Genomic DNA, 17,575 nt, shown 5'->3' on the forward strand with positions numbered 1-17,575 from the left:
AGTCGCTTTACACCTCATTTCCTGCTTATGCGTATGCCTCGGTGTATGCTAGTTTTATAATAATGTGATAAGCTAAGTGCTGATAGAAACCAAGTTTTAAACCAATTTAACTTTAAATTCTATGCGGATATTTACTCTTTTTTTTAAGAGGGGATTTTCATCAATAGTAGCCTTACTATTATTGTTGAATGTCTCCGCGGTGTTTGCGCAAAACATTACGGTAACAGGAACGGTAACTTTAAAAGAAGATGCCAGTACTTTACCTGGTATTGCTGTAACTGTAAAAGGAACAACACAAGGTACTTTAACCGATGGCGTGGGCAAATTTTTAATAAGTGCTCCTACAGGTGCCACGCTGGTGTTTACAGGGGTAGGCTTCCAAACACGCGAAGTGGCAGTAAACGGCTCAACCATGAGCGTGGTACTGGAAACCCAGCAAAACAACCTGAACGAAGTATTAGTAATTGGCTACGGTACAACCACCCGCCAAAACGTTACCACTGCGGTAACTAAAATTGACCCTAAAAAAGTACCCCAGGCAGCTAATAGCAATATACAGCAACTATTGTTTGGACGGGCAGCGGGCGTACAGGTTTCGCAAAGCAGCCCACAACCGGGTGGCGGAATTAATGTGTCCATCCGCGGCAGGGGTAATCCATTATATGTAGTAGATGGTGTTATTTTTCCGGGCGATGCACTGGAGCCGGGAAACGGCGCCATAGCGCGCGAAACCAACGGCGTAAACCGTGCGGGGCTCGCTGGTTTAAATCCTGAAGATATCGAGTCTATAGAGGTTTTGAAAGATGCGAGTGCTGCAATTTATGGTGTTAATGCCGCTAACGGGGTGGTGCTTATTACCACCAAAAAAGGTAAATCGGGTAGTATGTCTGTAAATTACAATGGTAATTATTCGTTCCAAAAAAACTACCAGTACCTGCAACCGCTTAACGCCACACAATATATGACCCTGTTTAACCAGTTGAGTGCTGATTATACAGTAGGCAACAAACCGGCCCAGTTCTCTGCAGCACAAATTGCAGCAGCAGGCCAGGGTACCAAATGGCTGGACGAAATATTTAAAACAGGCGCTATCCATAACCACCAGTTAACCGTAAACGGTGGTACCGAAAAAGTGACTTACTATTTCTCGGGCGGTTTTTACAACGAGGAGGGTACGCTCAGAAATGCAGGCTTAACACGCTATACCGGCAGGAGCAACCTATCATTTAATATATCTAAGCATTTAACGCTAAACACGAATTTTACCGGCAGCCGTAATAGTTATTTAAATTCATCGTCTGGCGGTCAGAGCGGCGGTTCGGGTGCTGAAGGCTTTGGTGCGGTACAGGCAGCATTGGGCTACCCGGCCTATATTCCGGTAAGGAATGCAAATGGTGGTTATAGCCAGTTTGGGCTAACAGCTAACCCGGTTTCATTGCTGGAGATTAAGGATCGTACCTACACCAGTACGCTTAATGCCAATATTTCGGCAGATATAAAAATTATTCCGGGTGTATTAACGGTTCACGGATTATATGGTAATAATTACGAATCGTCAGATCGTGATTTCTTTGTGCCAAGCACAGTTTATTACTATCAGCGCTACCAGGCCAGGGGATCGCGCAATTTTGCTAAGCGGCAGAGCCAAACCATGGAGGCTACCATAGATTTCAAAAAGGACTTTTTTGATAACCGTATTTTAAACGTAAGCGCTATAGCAGGCATCGGTCAATATAAAAACACTTACGACGCTTTTGGCGCCGAAGGTGGAGGCGGGCCCGACGCATTTGAGAACACTAATCTGCTGCTGTCTACCGCCAACATGGGTATTAATTCGGGTAAAACAGCTACCAAATTACGGTCTTACTTTGGTCGTGCAACTTTTAGCCTTTACAACAAATACCTGCTTACCGCTACGGCCCGCTATGATGGGTTTAGCTTGTTCTTCCCCGAAAACAAGTATGCCTTATTCCCTTCTGTATCGGCTGGCTGGAAAATCAGTAGCGAGTCTTTTATGGAGAACATCAAATTCATCAGTTTGTTAAAGCTTCGTGGTAGTATAGGTTTAACCGGTTCAACCGCCGGGCTTAGCAGCGGTGCTGGTTATGGGGGTTATAGTTCCGATGGTAACATTTTATATTTTAACAATGGTGCCGTAAACTATCCAACTATTGCAGCTTTCGCTATTGACCACCCTGAGTTAACCTGGCAAAAAACCAACAACAAAAACATCGGTTTGGACTTTGGCTTTTTCAATGACAGGATTACAGGGTCATTTGATGTGTTTAAAGACGATATTACCAACTTGCTGAGAGGAACCGGTCCAACACCGCGTTTGTCTCCGTTTTCAAGCCAACCAGTAAATGGTGGACACCAGGTACGGCAGGGCTATGATGTAGCACTGAATACCCAGAATCTGCACATTAAAAACTTCGACTGGAGTTCGGTTATCAATCTTTCGCACTACACCTATAAATGGAAAGAGCGTTTTGTGTACGATATATTAAGTGCCAACGGAGGTGTTGCCTATCAGGCCGTTGATGATGCCGTAAACGAGTGGTATTACATTAAAACCAATGGTATTTTACAGGCAGGCCAAGCAGTACCTGCAAGCCAGCCAACCGCGGCCGGATCGGGGGCAAGATTACCTGGGGCGCCAATATTTGTTGACGTAAATAACGACGGTAAATTAACCGGAGCTGACGTGTATAAGTTAAACCCGGATCCAAAACTAATTTTAGGTTTCGGCAATAACTTCCGTTACAAACAATTAGATCTGAGTATTTTCTTTTACGGCCAGTTTGGTGGCAAGGCTACCAACTTTAACTATGCCTGGGCCGATCCCGTTAGTTTAATTTCGAATACACAAAGCGGTACCATACAGGCGCTTGAAGTATATACATCTGCCAATACGGGCGGCACAAGGCCCGGTGTAAACTATAATGAGACTTCTGCAGCTTTGCCTGCCGGTTCTGACATTAACATGGTAAGCACCAATTTTGTACGTTGCCGTAACCTTACCCTGGGTTATACTTTCAATCCAAAGTTCATCAGCAAGTTTAGCAAATCCATCAGGGTTTTTGCCGATGCCCAAAACCTGTTTATTATCACCGATTATAAAGGGGTAGACCCTGAGGTATCTTACGCCAATGTAAAAGGAGGGTATGCACCGTACCCTATGTTCAGAACATTCTCATTTGGTGTACGTGCCGGATTTTAAACCACAACAAGAAATCAGTTATGAAAAAGATATATGCGTTATTAACTATTTCAGCCTGCATTCTTTCAAGCAGCTGTAAAAAGGGGCTTGAGCCTGAATTATATGGCAATTACTCCACTACAAATTTTCCCAGAACCGAGGCCGATTTTGTAAGATACGTTGCCGAGGTATACAAGCCATTCCAGTCTAAGTGGGGATACAACGACCCCGCAGGATACCAGAATGATTGGTTTAGCCCGGAGTACGGAGATATCATGATGTTTGATATGCCAAGTGATGATATTAACATATTTACCGGCTGGGGCGGCATTTTTACGCAGTTTACTACCGCAAGCTTTAACTTTCTGGTTAATCAGCAGTCGGGTAATAACCATTTCGAAAAAATAAGATTTATTACCCGCATTACACAAATTATAAGTGATGTGGAAAAATCAAGTTTAAGCCCTGCAGCAAAAAATACATATCTGGCTGAGGCGCGTATGGCACGTGGCTGGTGTATGTATTACTTATTACAGCTGTATGGCCCGCTGCCGGTTATTCTGGATCCGGCTAAGATCAATACAGAAGCAGAGTCCAATTTATCGAGACTTTCCAGAGCCGACTTTTTAGCAGCTATTGTAAGCGATCTTAATTTTGCTTCGGTAAACCTGCCTAAAACACCTGCCGAATATGGTCGCTTCAATCAAGGGTTAGCCCTAACAGTGCTAATGCGTACTTATATGAATGAAAAGGATTTTGTGAATGCCGAAAAGGTAGGCCGCCAGATCCTTACGATGGGCTATGCTTTAGTGACCGATTATGGCAGCCTATTTAGAGAGGCTACCGAGCAAAATGCCGAAACTATATGGGCTGTTACTTGCGCCCCCGATCAAAGCGGTGATGAAAACAGAGCCAGCTTTAATCCGTGGGTGTTTTATACTTACCCTAAAGATTACAAAGGCAACAAAGTATACAGTTCTTTTGCCGGAGGCGATGCGCCTATTTCGGCAACCTGGAGCTTTTATGATTCCTTTAACCCACTGGATAAACGCCGCGAGCTGTTGGTAGCCAGCTATGTGAATAAAAGTAACGTAATTAAAAATCGCGCTAACGGATTAACCGGGCCGGTAATTGCGAAATATCCCGATCTGGGTGGCACGCTTGATAACCCTTATCAAGGCAACGACCTTCCGAAAGCGCGGTTAGGCGATGTGATGCTAATGCTTGCTGAGTCCATTAATCAAAACAGCGGACCTACCCCTGAAGCTGTTGGCCTGGTTAACCAAGTGCGGCTGGCTCATGGCGGAGCTGCTTTGGGTAATGTTCCGGCATCGGCCACTACTGATAAAAATACATTTGATGCCTGGATATTAAAAGAACAAGGCTGGGATAATTATTTTGAAGGCCAACGAAAAACGGACCTGGTACGCCACGGGCAATGGCAAGCCGCATTGGCCTCAGTTGGCAAAACTGCCGGGCCGGTACTGTTTCCAATACCTAACTATGCTATAACGGCCAGTAACGGTAAGCTTTCGCAAAATCAGGGCTATTAATTTTTACCACATGAGCAGGATTATCATCACATGTTTGCTTTGCCTGGCGTATATCTTGCCGGGCTGCAAAAAGAGTAGTCCTGCAAATACTGAAACTGTGGAGCCGCCGGTTAGCGGCGGCTCACTTACTGCTATAGTTAAGGGGGCCGATGTAAGTTGGCTTACCCAAATGGAAGCTGCCGGCTATAAGTTTTATAATGCTGCCGGTGCCGAACAGGAGTGTATGCAATTGCTCAAAAGCAAAGGTATAAACGCCATCCGTTTACGAGCATGGGTTAACCCGACCGATGGCTGGTGTAACACCGCCGACGTGCTGGCGAAAGCTCTGCGGGCGCAAAAGCTGGGCCTGAAGATTATGATTGATTTTCATTATAGCGACAGTTGGGCCGATCCCGGCAAGCAAACTAAACCGGCTGCCTGGAAAGATTTAAGCTTTACCGCCTTAACCGACGCCGTGTATACTTACACAGCATCCGTATTAAACACGCTTAAAGCGAGCGGTATTACGCCCGATTGGGTACAGGTAGGTAACGAAACTGCAGACGGTATGCTGTGGGAAGACGGTCGGGCTTCTACACACATGGCTAATTTTGCCAAGTTAATTACCAGCGGCTACAATGCTGTAAAATCAGTTAGTCCCACCACGCTGGTTATTGTTCACATTGACAGGGGGTATGATAATGCGCTCTTTAGGTGGATGTTTGACGGTTTGAAAGCGAATGGCGGCAAGTGGGATATAATTGGCCTGTCGCTTTACCCCACAGTAAGCAACTGGCAAACCCTTAATGGTCAATGCTTAAATAATATGAATGACATGGTTGCCCGTTATGGCACGCCGGTAATGGTTGTTGAAGTGGGTATGCCTGCTTCAGAAGCCGCGGCCAGCAAAGCTTTCATAACCGACCTGATTGCCAAAGTACGGTCGGTACCCAACAACCAAGGCTTAGGTGTTTTTTATTGGGAACCGCAAAGCTATAATTGGCAGGGCTACGGGCTAGGTGCGTTTGATAATTCGGGCAAGCCTACTATAGCTTTGGATGCTTTTACAGATTAACTTTAGCTAAATAATTATCAATCCTATGCGAAAGCTGTATTATGCGTTAACACTCTTTTTTTTACTGCTTGCCGGTGGTGTGTCTGTATGCTTCGCCCAAAAAAGTATTTCGCCAACATACGTGGATGCTAAAGGGGTTTTCAGGTGGACAAAAGGTAAAGCGCCTGTTTATCTCTGGGGTGTTAATTATACTTTACCATTTGCATACGGTTACCGTTCGGTAAAGGCGCTCAACTTGAAGCATGAGGAGGAGATTGATAAAGATGTTTACCACTTAGCCCGCATGGGTGTAGAAGCCTTTAGGGTGCACGTTTGGGATACCGAGATCAGCGACTCATTAGGAAACTTGAAAGAAAACGAACATTTGCGCTTATTCGATTACCTGTTGTACAAGTTGAAGCAGCGTGGCATCCGCATTATTATTACGCCTATTGCCTTTTGGGGAAACGGTTATCCGGAGCGTGATGAACGCACAGGCAGCTTTAGTGATAAATATGGTAAAGGCGGTGCACTGGTTAATGAAGATGCTTTTAAAGCCCAGGAGCGTTATTTACAGCAGTTTTTTAAACATGTTAACCCCTATACCAAGTTAACCTACACGGCCGACGATAATGTAATAGCCACCGAAATTAACAACGAACCACACCCCAGCGGACCAAAAGCACGGGCCACCGAATACATTAACCGTATGAAAGCAGCCATCAATAGCACAGGGTGGAGCAAGCCGGTGTTTTATAACATCAGCGAGTCGCCCTATTATGCCTATGCGGTTGCTAAATCAAACGTAAACGGTTTTAGCTTTCAGTGGTACCCAACCGGCCTGGTAGCGGGGCACGAGCAAAAAGGCAATATGCTGCCGAATGTTGACCGTTACACTTTCCCGTACGATACCATACCCGAGTTTAAAAACAAGGCCCGCATGGTTTATGAATTTGATGCGGCCGATGTTCTGCAATCTTATCTATACCCGGCGGTAGCACGCAGTTTTAAGCAGGCGGGTTTTCAGTGGGTAACACAGTTTGCTTATGATCCGCTGGCTACGGCTTACGCCAATACCGAGTATCAAACACACTTTTTAAATTTGGCTTATACGCCGGCTAAGGCCATCAGCTTTTTAATTGCCAGCCGCGTGTTTCATCTGTTACCTGCTGGTAAAAAGTATGGTACCTACCCGCAAGACAGTGTTTTTGATGCCTATCATGTTAGCTACAAGCAAGCCATGAGCGAAATGAATACGGTTAATGAGTTTTATTACTCAGGCTCAACCAATACTCAGCCTGTAGATAATAAGCGGTTAGCGCACGTTGCCGGCGTGGGCAGTTCAGCATTGGTTAAATACCAGGGGTACGGCGCTTACTTTTTAGATAAACTGGAAAACGGTATTTGGCGCCTGGAAGTTATGCCCGATGCCATTACCATTCGTGATCCATTTGCCCGCCCTTCGCCCTCGCGCGAGGCTGTATATATTGCCTGGAATACGCAAAGCATGCAATTGGCGCTAACCGACCTGGGCAATGATTTTAAGGTAAACGGCATTAACGCTGGGAATACCTTTACAGCAATAGCCAGTCAGGGTAAATTCAACATTGCCCCCGGCACTTACCTGCTGGTGAAAGTGGGAAACAGCAGCAGCCGGTGGACGGGCTTAAAAAGTATAAATAATTTAAACTTAAATGAGTTTGTAGCGCCGAAGCCACGCACGCTTAGCCCGCAGGTATCGCACACGCCGCTTACAGAAGTAAGCACCGCGAAATCCATTACTGTAAAAATCAAAGTCGTTAATATTGACTCTACAGATAAAGTAACTTTAAGCGTAAACAGTGGTTTTAGCGGCCCCAGCCAGATTGCCATGACCCGTGTTACGCCGTATGATTACACCGCCGAAATCCCGGCTAATACCATGGCTACTGGAATATTGAATTACCGGGTTGTTGTTCAGCGGGGCATATCTGAGTATTTCACCTTCCCCGGAAACCATAGCGGTAACCCATACCAATGGGATAATGTGAATACGGATTACTGGCAAACGTTCATCGCTACTCCGAAAGGGAATTTGTCTCTGTTTGATGCAACAGCCGACCGTGAAATGGTGAACCCTTATTTTCCTGAATACACCCGCACGGGCGGAGCGCAGTTTGTAAGCGGCCCTAACACGGGTAAGCTGGTGTTCCGGGTAGCTACGCAGGCTATACGCAACGGCCAGTTAATGGGCATGCAACTTTATGTTAGGAATAAACTAAAAGGTCGAACCGGCGAGCTGGCCTCCTTTACCAAAATTATGGTAAGGGCGCGGGCAACAACCATTCAACCCACCAAATTACGCATAGGTATAACAGCAACGGATGCAAGCACCTATGCTGCATTTGCTGATTTAAGTAGTGAATTTAAAACGCTGGAGATACCATTAACAGCACTTAAGCCCGATTCTTCATTGTTGCTCCCTCGCCCTTATCCTGGGTTTTTACCACTGTGGTTCAAAGTGGGCAGTTTCGCCGGCTTCGCATTGCAAAATGCAGATAAATTAGAGATAACGGCAGGTCACATGTTGGATGCAGCCCGTTACGGTCAGCCCTTTGGTGTGGAGGTAGAATCGGTTTGGCTGGCTTATTAAATAACCTAAGGATGCTGTATAAAATATTTTGTAAGAGAAAATTACGGTTAATAACGTTTGCCTGGTTAGCTGGCTTATCTCAGGTTTTTGGTCAGGCGCCTGGCAAAGGCGGCACCCGGTTGCCCGAGCTTGTGGTTACGCCTTACAAAACCACCCTCATAGCTAATGGCAAAGACGAAGCTAAAGTGAAAATCACCGTTATCGACAGTGAAGGCAAAGAGATTGCCAATGCCAGTAATGCTGTTCAATTTAAAATTGAAGGCGATGCTCGTATTGTTGCCTTAAAGGGCGCCGTTGCCGGCACTGCAAACCATGCAAAGCTGCAAAATGGGGAACTTTGGTTTGGCTTAAGAGCTGGTAGGCAAAAGGGCATTATAAAGTTTGATGTTAGCGGTGAGGGGCTAATTACCGGGTCTACAGAAATACATATGGTACAGCCGGGGCAACCACATGCGGTAACAACCACAACCTGGCCCATTGCCGGTAATGCGATAATTACAGATAGGATATTGGGTGCCGATATATCTTTTCTGCCCCAGTTAGAAGCACGTGGAATGAAATTTTACGATGCCAAGGGGCAGCAGGAAGACCCGGTAGTGATCCTTAAAAAGCAGGGCTTTAACTATGCACGCTTACGGATATTTAATAACCCGGCGGTTGCACAAGGCTATTCTCCGCAAAAAGGGTTTTGCGATTTGCCGCATACCCGGGCCATGGCCAAACGCATTAAAGCTGCAGGTATGAAACTGCTGCTCGATTTTCACTACAGTGATACCTGGGCCGATCCGCAAAAGCAGTTTAAACCTGCCGCATGGGTGGGTCTGGATTTTAAAACACTTACCGATTCTGTGCGGCTTTACACTGCATTTGTAATGCAATCACTCACAGATCAGGGCACGGTGCCAGACATGGTGCAGGTAGGTAACGAAATTAACCACGGGATGATATGGCCCGAAGGTGCCATTAATAATTTGGATAGTTTAGCACGGCTTATTTACGCCGGTATAGAAGGTGTTAAAGCTGTAAATGCTGCTACACCTATTATGCTGCACGTAGCGCTGGGCGGGCAGGTTGACGAAGCTCACTTTTTCATCAGCAACATGCTGAAGCGTAAGGTGCCGTTTGATGTAATTGGTCTTTCCTATTACCCTAAATGGCATGGCACGCCCGGTGATTTGCGTCACAGCGTGGCCAACTTAGCTCAAACCTATCAAAAATACATTATGGTTGCTGAGTATTCCGAGCGTAAACGGGAGGTGAACGATATAGCCTTTACAGCAGCCGGCAAAAAGGGGATAGGCTCCTTTATTTGGGAGCCGCTTAATACCTGGGAGGCCGTTTTTGACCGTGATGGCAAAGCCAACGCATACCTGCAGGCTTATCCGGGTATTGCGAAAAAATACAACGTAAACTAAAAGTTTTGTACTGCATGAATAAATATATTATTGGCCTGTTGTTATGGGTAAGTGCCAGCGGGCACCTAAAGGCGCAGCAAAAGCCCGTTGACCAGAATTTTAGTAGCAATTGGGAGTTTGTTAAAGATATTGACACCACTAACGCTGCTAAATTACTGAGCCAGCCAACCGGTTCAACCATAGCTTGGGCCAAAATATCCTTACCGCACACACCACGGTTAGAGGCTGTAAAAAAAGTGGAGGAGCAATGGCAGGGCACCTGCTTTTACCGCAAGTTTTTTTCTCTCTTACCCACCAATAAAAATAAGCGCATTGCCATACGGTTTGATGCCGCCATGCATGAGGCGGATGTATACCTCAACGGCAAAAAAATAATCAGCCATGTAGGCGGCTACCTTCCTTTTACTATTGATATAGCCGATAAGGTGTTTTTTGATAAGCCAAACTGTATTTTGGTTAAACTAAATAATCAGGATAACGCAGCTATCCCACCGGGTAAGCCTATTAAGGACCTCGATTTTAATTATTACGGCGGCATATACCGCAACGCCTGGCTAATGGTTCAGAATAAATTATATATAAGTGATGCTGTGCAAGAGAACTTGGAAGCACGTGGCGGTATCATGGTGCATACTGATGAGGCCAATAACAGCAAAGCGGTAATTACTGTAAAAACAGATGTTCGGAACCAGTATGCGGATCCGCAGCGGGTAGGTGTAAAAATCATTTTAATAAGCGCTGATGGAAAAATAGTAAGTACAGCACAATCTGATGAACAAGCCGTAAAAGCAGGCGGGCTGCAAGGTTTTGCACAAACACTTACCGTAAGTAATCCGCACTTATGGTCTACCGAAAATCCGTACTTGTACCGGCTTAAAGTACAGGTGCTACGCGGCAATGTGGTAGTTGATGAGCAAATCATCCGTAGCGGTATACGGACTATAAGGCTTGACGCTGCGGGATTTTACCTGAACGGACGGAAGACATTTTTAAATGGTACCAATCGGCATCAGGAATATCCTTTACTAGGCTACGCCCTGTCTGATAATATGCAGTACCGGGATGCATGGAAAATAAAAGATGCCGGATTTAATTTTGTGCGATGCTCTCATTATCCACCTGCACCATCATTTTTAGATGCCTGCGACGAACTGGGTATCTTAGTAATGGATGCCATACCCGGCTGGCAGTTTTTTGGTAAAGATGATTTTCAAAAAAATAGCCTGCAGGATATTCGAGATATGATTCGTCGTGATCGTAACCACTCTTCTATTGTGTTGTGGGAAGCTTCGTTAAACGAAACCAACATGGCAAAAGCTTACATGGACACAGCTAACAGTATTGCACACCGAGAGTTACCCTACAAAGACACCTATACCTCGGGGTGGATGGATTACGCCTACGATGTATTTAACCCTGCCCGGCAACACGCCAAAGCACCCAACTACTGGAAAAAGTACAACAAAACCAAGCCCTTGCTCATTGCCGAATACGGCGATTGGGAGTATTATGCTCAGAATGCAGGTTTCAACCAAAAAGCTTACGAGGGTTTAAAGAAAGAAGAGCGCAACTCCCGGCAGTTGCGTACAGATGGCCAGCAACGCTTGCTGCAACAGGCGCTTAATTACCAGGAATCGCATAACGATAACAAGTACGGAAATGCTATAGGCGATGCTAACTGGCTTATGTTTGATTATAAGCGTGGGTATGCCAGTGATATAGAATCATCAGGCATGATGGACATTTACCGATTGCCTAAGTTTAGCTTTTACTTTTACCAGAGCCAGTATGGACCTGTGGCCGATAGTAAAGGTTTTGGCAAGCCTATGATTTACATTGCTAATTACTGGAATGACGCCGGACAAAAAAGCGTAAAAGTTTTTAGTAACTGCGAACAGGTGGAACTATTTTTAAATGGCCGCTCTCTTGGCCGTCAAAAGCCCGATACCGGTGCACTTTCAAGCAACTTAAAACATCCGCCTTTTACTTTCAATGTAAAAACGTACCAGCCCGGTACCCTTAAGGCTGTTGGTTATACTGGCAACAAGCAAGCAGCTGTTTCTACCCAGTCTACGCCGGGCAAACCATACCAAATTGTAATTAAGGCTGATGAAAGCGGCAAAAAATGGACGGCCGGCACTAATGATGCTTTACTGTTTTATGCTTATGTAACAGACCGAAATGGTACGCTTGTTCCTGGTGCTTCTCATTTAGTAAACTTTATCACATCTGGCAACGCAGAAGTTATAGGCACCAACAAAGTTGCCGCTGAAGCAGGTATTGCAGCCATATTGATTAAGGCTGGCAGTAAAGGAGGGACAGTAGTTGTAAAAGCTACAGGCGCAGGCTTAAAATCTGCGGTTTTTAATACCATCACTAAATAGGGTAACCGTTACGATGATGCTACCTGCTGCAATTTTTCCAGCAGGGCATCAAGCTTTATTGGTTTAGAAAGAAAGTCATCCATTCCTGCTTCGAAGCATTCTTCGCGGTCTTCGGTCATGGCATTGGCAGTCATAGCTATAATGCGGGGTTGTTGGCCGGTATGGTGTTTTCTGATATGCCTGGTGGCGGTTAAGCCGTCCATTTCCGGCATTTGAATATCCATCAGTATCAGGCTAAAAGTTTGCTGGCTCAGCAGCTGAACGGCTTCTTTACCGTTTGTTGCCAGGGCCGGCTCATAACCCAATCTGGAGAGTATTTTCAAGATCACCATCTGGTTAATCTTATTGTCTTCGGCCACCATAACTGTCAATGGATGCCCAGCCGCAAAATCTTTTTGAAGAAGCATCTCAGGTACTTGTGGGGTATGGGATTGCTTCTGCAAAACATTAGTTAATAGCCTTTGTAAGTGTTGTTGCTTAACGGGTTTGGTCAATATACCGGCAAATAGATAAGGGTCTTTCTTTCGGATATCATCGCCCATTGAGCTTATTAAAATAATGGGTGTGTTTGGTTTCTTAGCCTTAACAAGCGTAGCCAACTGAACGCCATCCATTTCGGGCAGTCCAAAATCGGTTATGACCAAATCGTAATGGTTAGCCGAGTCTAATAATCGTAGTGCTTCCTGCCCGGTCATTGCCTCGGCAGTTTTAAGCGCCCATTGTTCAAGCTGTGCTTTTAATAATTGCAAACCGGTTTGATGATCATCCACAATCAGTACCTGCCTGCCATTTGTGCCTCCAAAGTCCAAATTGGTTACTTCAACAGGCTGCTTGCTAACCTGGCACTTAATTGTAAATTTGAAGGTAGTACCTAAGCCAGGCTCACTGCTAACGGTAATTTGCCCGCCCATTAAATTTACCAGGCGCTTGCTGATCAACAGGCCCAATCCCGAGCCGCCATACCTGCGGGCTGTGGCGGAGTCGGCCTGTGAGAAAGCTTCGAACAAATGTGAAAGCTTTTCCGCCGGTATTCCTATGCCGGTATCACTTATAGCAAATTCTATCTCAATGTGGTGTTCATTGCGGTTACTTAAGAATACCTTTAAAAATATCTCGCCCTGATGCGTGAATTTGGTGGCATTGCCCACCAGGTTTATCAAAATCTGCCTGATGCGCATCTTGTCGCCTACCAGTTGCTGGGGTAATTGGTGATCTATGTAGTGCAGCAGTTCCACATTTGATTGAGCCAGTTTGCCCGAAAATACATCCAGTACTTCTTCTACACAGGTACGCAGGTTAAAGTCGTGTGGGTCAATATCCATCTTGCCCGACTCAATTTTAGAAAAGTCCAGTATATCATTAATCACACTGAGCAGGGCCTCGCCGCTTTGAATAATGGCTTGGGTATATTCCTGCTGTTCGGTGTTTAATTTAGTTTCTTTGAGCAGGGCCGCCATACCAATCACGCCGTTCATGGGCGTACGGATCTCGTGGCTCATGGTGGCCAAAAAAATACTTTTAGCCTGGTTGGCTTCTTTATGCCTGAAAACATCCAGCTGCTTGCGGTAAATAATGATGAGAAAACAGATAACAATAGTAAGCGAGCACATCATGGCCGTTATTACCAGTACCGGTATGTTATCGTTTATTTCTTTCATTAAGTATGGCCGCAAAAAAGAACAGATACATTACGAGCACAAAGGTGGCATGCAGGTTCCAGATAACATCCTTTATGGTTCTGGTAGCAATATGGCTTACAACGTTAGAGAAAATGAACTGGAATAATGAACTGCAGAAGTAAATTAAAAAGCCGCCCGCAACCATCCTGCCCGAACGGGTAACCAACTGCTGGTTGCTCAGGTTTGGCTGTACAGCCAAATACAAACCGCTGAACAGAATGATTATCAGCGCACCCAAGGGCCTTGTGTAAGTATTAAACTCATGGAGGCTTTGTAAAAAGGTAAAGTTAAGTACACACAGCAGCGGGAAAGCTATCATGGCGGCATAAATCCAGCTGGTTATTTTGCCGTGGCCAAATGCATGTTTGTAGTAAAACATTACTGCCAGCAGTTCAAAAATGGTGTAAAAATGCAATAACGGCAGGTTGTTAATATGGTTGCCGGCCATTATGCTACCAATTACGTTAATTACAAACGCTATAATTAAATAAATGAGCAACGTATGCAATGGCTTATTAATGCGCTTATAATACACCAAGCCTGCAACTATTGGCAAAAGTGTACTGGCCGGCACTATATAGCCGAGATAATAGGATGTAAAAGACTTCATAAGTGAGCAGGTTTAGCTAATCTCTTATTGGTCTCCGTTAAAAAGCGGGCTGGTAGTATCGCAAAAGTCGGGGCATGGGCGAGTAAAATCGTATACGCTTGAGTCATCGTCAGATGAACCGCCTGGCAAGTAAATGACGTCTTTCCCGGCAGGCATTCCTTCTTCTTCCCTTACCAAAACCATTACAAATTTTATTTCATTCCTGAATTTCTCTTCCTCGGGCACAGATAGAGAGAAGTAAGCGCGAACCCCGGCTATGCTTTTGTCGGCATGGCATGCGGCAGCCAAATCCAGTATGTCTTCCTTGGAAATGTATACTGCTTTTGGAATTTTCCAGGATTCTTGTTCTTCCAGATTCTTTTTAAGAAAGTTCCTCCAGTTCGTAGTTCTTTCGATTGCTTTTGATACCGGGATGATAACCCGGGTAGGTTCGGTGAGTTTACTTGACATAAGGGGTCGATTTTCTGATAAAATTAATGTTCTCGACCGAAAAAAAAGTTTTTTTATTAACTCTGTTGAAAATGATTGGGTGGTATAATTTGAAGTTAAAAGATGTAAATTGTAACTAAAAAACTTGTAATTAAGATGGCCTTGGTTGTTTTGGGGAGGCTATATATAAGCCCGGTTGGTTTTGAAGTGGGTGCCTTATTAATTATTGGTTCAACTCGAGTGTGTAATTCAACAGTCAGTTTGGTGCCGAAACGATTGGTAAGCCAGGCAGCGTAAGCCCGGTAAAAAAGGATGTTTGCTTGGAGCTTAAAAGCTTGTAGGGTAACAACTCGCCTTCGAGTAGTTTAATATCAAAAATAAATGCTACCGGTCAATCTGAATATCGTACTTATCCAACAAACCGGTAACACCATATAAAGAGAACTTTGCTTTTTTTATGCGGTTACTTTCCGGGTTGATGGAAAAGTTAAATGATGTACGAAAATCGGCTTTATCCAATACGGTTCTTTCGAATATGGCGCCTTTAAGGTCACATTGGTCAAACAGGGCGTTTGTTAAATCAGTACCTGTAAAATCTAACTCCTGTAACTGGCAATTGGTAAAAGCAGTGCCTTTAATTTTAATTTGATGAAACGATGAATGGTTAAGTATACACCGGTCAAAATTTACTTCAAAGCCAAAAAGGCTGCAATCTTCAAAGCGCAGGCCCAGCATCTTACACTCCCGAAACTTAACATCCCTGAATGCAGCTTCAGTTAAGCGGGCCATACTTAAATTGCAAGTTATAAACTCGCATTCTAAAAATACAACGTTATACAGATCGGCATTAGTAAAATCACAGCCTGTAAAGGTGCAGTTGTAGTATTCGGCCTTTAATAAGGGCTGCGTTGCAAAGGTTTCTTTTTCGAATTTTCGGTCTTCAATATAATTTTCCACTACTCTTTATTCTTGGTATCTATCATAATAGTAACCGGTCCGTCGTTCACTAGGCTTATTTTCATATCAGCGCCAAAAACACCTGTGGCGGTTGCGTTGCCGGTTAATTGATTAAGCGAGGTGATCATATTTTCATAAAGGGGTATAGCTTTGTCGGGTTTGGCTGCGCGGATAAATGAGGGCCTGTTGCCTTTTCGGGTTTGTGCAAACAGGGTAAATTGTGAAATAAGCAAGATACGGCCACCTACATCAGCCAATGCCTTATTCATTAAACCGTTCTCATCGCTAAAAACGCGCATGCCGGCTATTTTTTGAGCCAACCATTGTACGTCCTCTTCGGTGTCCGCATCCTCTATGCCTAACAAAACCACGAAGCCAGCTGCAATCTCGCCGGTTATGTGACCATCTACCTTACAGGAGGCGCTTGAAACCCGTTGTAATACTGCACGCATAGAAATAGAATCAAGATTATAGGGTTAACAATATAGATTTATAGGAAACGGCACAAGTAAAAGCAAAAAAAAACAACTCAACAGCTTTCTGTTCTGGCTTTAAGTGCGTGTGTCATTACCATTGTAAATGCTTAGATAGCTGTCATAGCGAGAGGGCTCTATTGCGCCTTCTTCCAGTGCTTCTAACACGGCGCAGCCCGGTTCGTTAATGTGACGGCAGTTGTTAAAACGGCAATCGTGCATGCGGCTGCGCATCTCAGGAAAGAAGTGGCCGAGTTCCTGCTTTTCAATATCGATAATGCCCAGTTCACGTATGCCTGGCGTATCAATAATGTGGCCGCCGCCGGGTAGATCATACATTTCGGCAAAGGTAGTGGTGTGCATGCCCTTGTCGCTCCACTCAGATACCTCCATGGTGCGTATTTGTATATCGGGTAGTATGGCGTTCATTAAGCTGGATTTGCCTACACCTGAGTGGCCCGAAAATAAGGTGATCTTATCCTTAAGCTGCTCCTTTAACTGCGGAATATTGGTGCCTTTTAACGCCGAGACTTCATAACAGGGATAACCCAGGTTTTCATAGATACTCTCATATTCGGCCAGTATTTCTAAGCCTTCGTCGCTAAACATGTCCAGCTTATTGAATACCAGGCTGGCCGGTATGTCATAAGCCTCTGCCGTAACCAAAAAGCGGTCAATAAAGCCCAACGATGTTCGTGGCGAAGCCAGTGTAACCACCAAGAAAGCCTGGTCTAAATTAGCGGCTATGATTTGTGCCTGCTTACTAAGGTTAATAGACTTGCGGATAATATAATTGCGACGGTCGTACAGCTTGTTGATAACCCCCTGCTGTTCCTGGTCTGGCTCGGGCTCAAAGTCTACGCGGTCGCCAACGGCAACGGGATTGGTGGTGGTAAGACCTTTGATACGGAACTTGCCTTTGATACGGCAATCATACCGTTTGCCATCGGGTGTTTGTACCTGATACCAGCTGCCTGTTGATTTGGTGACGAGTCCTTGCATAAGTAAGCTACAAAGTTATAAAGTTTTAACGCCTGCTAGTGTAAATGAGTTTGGCATTATTAACGCTTTTGCCTGTTTAGTGGCCGCTACGGTTACACGAGGCTGCGCGATTTAATAAATTCCTTATAGCTCCAACCAAATTTTCTATGTTTAAAAACGATTTTTTAAAATTTAATTTGCAATTGCGGGATTTTACTCTTTAATTTACA

At 44.8% G+C, this 17,575-nt stretch carries 12 protein-coding genes; 6 read left to right on the forward strand and 6 right to left on the reverse strand.

Annotation, left to right across the window (positions count from 1 at the left end; translation table 11 throughout):
• Positions 1 to 121 precede the first annotated feature (121 nt).
• The 6 genes from ABDD94_RS01405 to ABDD94_RS01430 are packed head-to-tail and all read left to right on the forward strand — an operon-like array spanning position 122 to position 12,216.
• Positions 122 to 3,220 (forward strand): SusC/RagA family TonB-linked outer membrane protein, encoded by a 3,099-nt coding sequence (locus tag ABDD94_RS01405; protein ID WP_345954380.1) that lies wholly within the window; start codon positions 122 to 124, stop codon positions 3,218 to 3,220.
• Positions 3,221 to 3,240: 20 nt separating this feature from the next.
• Positions 3,241 to 4,752, forward strand: a complete 1,512-nt coding sequence (locus ABDD94_RS01410; protein ID WP_345954381.1) for a RagB/SusD family nutrient uptake outer membrane protein — start codon at positions 3,241 to 3,243, stop codon at positions 4,750 to 4,752.
• Between the two features lie 10 nt (positions 4,753 to 4,762).
• Positions 4,763 to 5,806 (forward strand): glycosyl hydrolase 53 family protein, encoded by a 1,044-nt coding sequence (locus ABDD94_RS01415; RefSeq protein WP_345954382.1) that lies wholly within the window; start codon positions 4,763 to 4,765, stop codon positions 5,804 to 5,806.
• Between the two features lie 25 nt (positions 5,807 to 5,831).
• Entirely contained in the window at positions 5,832 to 8,417 is a 2,586-nt protein-coding gene (locus ABDD94_RS01420) for a membrane or secreted protein (RefSeq protein WP_345954383.1), read from the forward strand.
• Positions 8,418 to 8,428: 11 nt separating this feature from the next.
• On the forward strand, positions 8,429 to 9,832 hold the full coding sequence (locus ABDD94_RS01425; RefSeq protein WP_345954384.1) for a glycosyl hydrolase 53 family protein: 1,404 nt from the start codon (positions 8,429 to 8,431) through the stop codon (positions 9,830 to 9,832).
• Positions 9,833 to 9,846: 14 nt separating this feature from the next.
• Positions 9,847 to 12,216 (forward strand): glycoside hydrolase family 2 TIM barrel-domain containing protein, encoded by a 2,370-nt coding sequence (locus ABDD94_RS01430; RefSeq protein WP_345954385.1) that lies wholly within the window; start codon positions 9,847 to 9,849, stop codon positions 12,214 to 12,216.
• An 8-nt stretch (positions 12,217 to 12,224) separates the two neighbouring features.
• Here the strand turns inward: ABDD94_RS01430 and ABDD94_RS01435 are convergent, their stop codons facing one another.
• The 6 genes from ABDD94_RS01435 to rsgA all read right to left on the reverse strand — a co-directional run bounded on the left by ABDD94_RS01435 (position 12,225) and on the right by rsgA (position 17,366).
• Positions 12,225 to 13,874 (reverse strand): response regulator, encoded by a 1,650-nt coding sequence (locus ABDD94_RS01435; protein ID WP_345954386.1) that lies wholly within the window; start codon positions 13,872 to 13,874, stop codon positions 12,225 to 12,227.
• Positions 13,855 to 14,505, reverse strand: coding sequence for a hypothetical protein (locus tag ABDD94_RS01440; RefSeq protein ID WP_345954387.1), 651 nt, complete (start codon positions 14,503 to 14,505; stop codon positions 13,855 to 13,857). Before ABDD94_RS01440 ends, ABDD94_RS01435 begins: the two co-directional genes overlap by 20 nt.
• Positions 14,506 to 14,529: 24 nt before the next feature.
• Positions 14,530 to 14,955 (reverse strand): hypothetical protein, encoded by a 426-nt coding sequence (locus ABDD94_RS01445; RefSeq protein WP_345954388.1) that lies wholly within the window; start codon positions 14,953 to 14,955, stop codon positions 14,530 to 14,532.
• 363 nt (positions 14,956 to 15,318) lie between these two features.
• On the reverse strand, positions 15,319 to 15,891 hold the full coding sequence (locus ABDD94_RS01450; RefSeq protein WP_345954389.1) for a pentapeptide repeat-containing protein: 573 nt from the start codon (positions 15,889 to 15,891) through the stop codon (positions 15,319 to 15,321).
• Positions 15,891 to 16,343: a D-aminoacyl-tRNA deacylase gene (dtd, locus tag ABDD94_RS01455; protein WP_345954390.1), complete on the reverse strand. Its 453-nt coding sequence runs from the start codon at positions 16,341 to 16,343 to the stop codon at positions 15,891 to 15,893. The genes ABDD94_RS01450 and dtd overlap by 1 nt, the downstream gene beginning before the upstream one ends.
• A 99-nt stretch (positions 16,344 to 16,442) precedes the next feature.
• The gene (rsgA, locus tag ABDD94_RS01460) at positions 16,443 to 17,366 is read right to left on the reverse strand and encodes a ribosome small subunit-dependent GTPase A (protein ID WP_345954391.1); all 924 of its coding nucleotides are present in this window, start codon (positions 17,364 to 17,366) and stop codon (positions 16,443 to 16,445) included.
• Between the last annotated feature and the right edge of the window lie 209 nt (positions 17,367 to 17,575).

Origin of the sequence: Mucilaginibacter sp. PAMB04168 (assembly GCF_039634365.2) — a bacterium.
Taxonomy (GTDB): domain Bacteria; phylum Bacteroidota; class Bacteroidia; order Sphingobacteriales; family Sphingobacteriaceae; genus Mucilaginibacter.